This is a genomic window from Winogradskyella marina (assembly GCF_015645385.1).
Classification (GTDB): Bacteria; Bacteroidota; Bacteroidia; order Flavobacteriales; family Flavobacteriaceae; genus Winogradskyella; species Winogradskyella marina.
In genome coordinates, this window is the sequence record NZ_JADOET010000035.1 from 1 (window position 1) to 3,493 (window position 3,493).

General features: G+C 35.2%; 3 protein-coding genes and 1 pseudogene. All 4 read left to right on the forward strand.

The features are described from left to right. Positions 1 to 297: pseudogene (locus ITJ86_RS17065) on the forward strand (ATP-binding cassette domain-containing protein); the annotation flags it as partial. Positions 298 to 740: 443 nt separating this feature from the next. Then, complete coding sequence (locus ITJ86_RS17070; protein ID WP_195872864.1) at positions 741 to 2,651, forward strand: OmpA family protein; 1,911 nt, start codon at positions 741 to 743, stop codon at positions 2,649 to 2,651. A 187-nt stretch (positions 2,652 to 2,838) separates the two neighbouring features. Next, positions 2,839 to 3,045: a hypothetical protein gene (locus ITJ86_RS17075; protein ID WP_195872865.1), complete on the forward strand. Its 207-nt coding sequence runs from the start codon at positions 2,839 to 2,841 to the stop codon at positions 3,043 to 3,045. Beyond that, a partial coding sequence (locus ITJ86_RS17080) for an ATP-binding cassette domain-containing protein (RefSeq protein WP_195872866.1) occupies positions 3,032 to 3,493 on the forward strand: 462 nt, incomplete at its 3' end. The genes ITJ86_RS17075 and ITJ86_RS17080, both read left to right, overlap by 14 nt.

The window sequence follows — 3,493 nt, forward strand, 5'->3', positions numbered from 1 at the left end:
TTAAATTTAAGTCAAGAAAAAAACACCTCGTTTCTTAAAGTATCACCAGCAACCCAACGTTTAATATTAATTGCAAGAGCGATGATTAAGCATCCTCCGTTGTTAATCTTAGACGAACCCTTAATTAATGTAGATGACAAAGGCAGAGCACTTATTTCGGCTTTAATCAACAAAATCGCCAAGGAAAGCGACACCAGTATTTTGTTTGTGGCACATCGTGATGAGGCTAATATCAATCCTAATTTCACCTACGAGCTTCACCCCTCGCCTACGGGTTCTGTTGGCTTACAGAGATAAATAAAAATTGTAATTACTAATCATACGAGATTACAAGGATTGTTCAGCTTATCGGAAGTAAAAAAATAAAGACGCTATGAAAAACATAAAAATTGAACTTAAATGGGCCATTATTTTTTCAATAATGGGATTATTGTGAATGGTTTTAGAGAAAGTCACAGGACTGCACGGTAAATATATCGATCATCATATGTACTTAACCAACCTCTTTGCTATTCCCGCAATAATTGTCTTGGTTATGGCACTTAAAGATAAAAAGAAGCGCATAGTCATAAAAAAATCAATAGTCGTTACAATTTTTAAATAGCGCTCCCTAATAATTTTTACACCCCTTTCAATTGTTAAAAGCAAACTTATCCAACTAAGAACCTCATATTCAACATATATTTATTAATTTTAATATCATAATTGCGTAGTATCGCATTAAAATATAAGGAAGAAATATGATAAAAATAAACGCCATTTTCTATACCACAATTGTGTTGTTTCTTTTGGGATTACAATCAAATGTAACTGCCCAAACTACTCCCATAATAAATATCTCAGGTGATAGCGATAAAGCAGCAGATGAGAAATCAAAGTATAATTTGGAGTATGCAAATATGACCTATGCTGCAGACCGAACAGGCACTGAAAATAAAGCTCTAAAACTTGATGGTCAATCGTTTATAAGGGTTAATAAAAGTATCAACCCTACTGTTATGCCTAACCTCACCATTGCCTTTTGGGCCAAACCCGATAGTGACAATAAACGAATGACCTTGTTCTCACACGATAACGGTGGTTACGACAGAACTGTGGCTATTGATAATAGAGGCGCTAAAAGTTGGAAATGGAGTGCTTACGCCAATACTCCTATGGCAGGCGCAAGTATAAATAAGTCTAAATGGTCATTTGTAGCTGTAGTATTTAATAAAAAAGAAAATACGGTTCTAATTTTTGTAGATGGACAAACCTATAAACATAAAGGGAGTGCTTCTAAAGGTTTGGACTATTTCCACTTAGGTAACAACCCTACTTACGGAGAACCTTATATTGGTTTATTAGATGACATTAAAATTTATGAGCAATCGCTAACTAAAAACCAGCTATTAGAACTTTTTGAATCCGAAGGAGGGATTAAAGATAAATCAGACCAATACTTTTATAAAGAAAATTACAATGGTTCTGATATTGTAGTTCGAGTAGGCGATGTAGACAACCTTGGTTTTGGTTGGACTAAAGGATTTGATCCCTTTTGTGGAATGAACACCTCTGTTCATGGTTACCCCTGGATAACAGATGAAAATGATCATAAGGGAACGGATAGAATAATGGTGGTAAGTAGCCATCATTCAGGAAGAAAAGACGGATACACATCTTCTACAAAACGACCAGACAACCTCCCTGTAAGTATTGATATCACCTATAAAAAACCAGATATTGAAATTGAAAAAGTGGTACTACAACTTATGCTAGACGACTTTCAAGCTCCTAAATGGGGTACCTCATACCAAGTGCACATTAACGGAAAACGCTTAACTTACATAGAAGATGTTATTAATAAAGTAGAACAAACAGGCCCAACAGGCAAGCTCGTTCAAGTGGGTTTATTACCTGAAGACAACGCTCTGTTTAGTACAGGCAAGGTAAGTGTAAAAATCGATGATCCTGTCACAGGCGCAGGTGATGGTTATGCCATTGATTTTATACAAGTCCTTATTAATCCAAAGGGAGAATATGAATGTATCGGAAATATTAGTGGAATTGTAAAAGATACTGAAGGAAACCCATTAGAAGATGTTTTAATTTCTGCGAACGGTTTAAAAGAAGGGCTAACAAAGGCTAATGGTCTTTTTAAATTAGAAAATGTGCCCATTGGTATGATAACCGTTACCGCGAATAAAAATCTTTATAATCAGGAAAGTATCAGTTTTGAACTTAAAAAAGATGAAAACAAACAAATAGAATTTGTCTTAAATCGAAAATTACTTGAATCCAAAGCTTTCTTAAACGACGAATTAAAAGCAAAAGGATTTGTAAATTTATACGGGATCCATTTCGATTCTGGCAAAGACGTTCCTAATAGCCAGTCTGAAGCAACCTTAAATGAATTGGCTATTTTTTTAAAAAGCAACTCAGAACTTAAATTCAAAATTATTGGACATACAGATAGTGATGGTGAGATTAAAACAAATAACGATTTGTCATTGAGAAGAGCACAGCATATTGTCAGTTGGCTAGAAAAAAAGGGAGTTAATACCGCAAACATAACAGCATCCGGCTTAGGAGAATCAAGCCCCATAGCAAGCAATAAAACCAAATCAGGTAAAGCACTTAACCGAAGGGTTGAGATTAAAGCAATGAAAAAATAAGGCTTCAAACCTCACAATCAAGAATGAAAACGATGACCGTTTTATCATCTAACATCAAAAGCACCCATTTTTAGGTTAAATCAACACCTTTAAATTCCTGAAACTAACATTTTATAACTTTGAGCTCACCGCAGGACGCAACAGAAGTCTTAGAACTTTATCCACGGGTGAGCAAAAAAAAGCATTGTTGGCGCATCTACTACAACAAAAGCCTGATTTCATCGTCTTAAATAATCCGTATGAAACCTTAGACAAAGCGGCTGTTTCTGCGCTAAAAAAGCAGTCATTAGAGTTGTCTAATGCTATGCCTATTGTATTTATATTCAACAGACAAGATGATCTCTTACCCATAATTACGCATGTAATTACATTTAAAAACATTGAACTTAAATAAGAATATTAATGTGACTTATGAAGAGCGATGTATTCTTAAAGACATTAACTGGACCATTAAAAAGAATGAATTTTGGCATTTAGTGGGACCAAATGGCTCAGGAGAAACCACCTTACTCGCTATGATTTATGGCAACAATACCAAAGGCTATGGCCAAGAGGTGTACCTCTTTGGACAGAAAAAAGGCTCTGGTGAAAGTGTTTGGGATATCAAACAAAAGATCGACTATATCAGTCCAGCGATGTTAGAATTATTTAAACGCGGCCATACCCTAGAGCACATGGTTATTTCGGGCTTTTATGATAGTATTGGCTTATACCAAACACCATCAACCTTACAAATACAAGCAGCTACGCAGTGGCTAGACGTCTTAAATTTAAGTCAAGAAAAAAACACCTCGTTTCTTAAAGTATCACCAGCAACCCAACGTTTAATATTAATTGCAAGA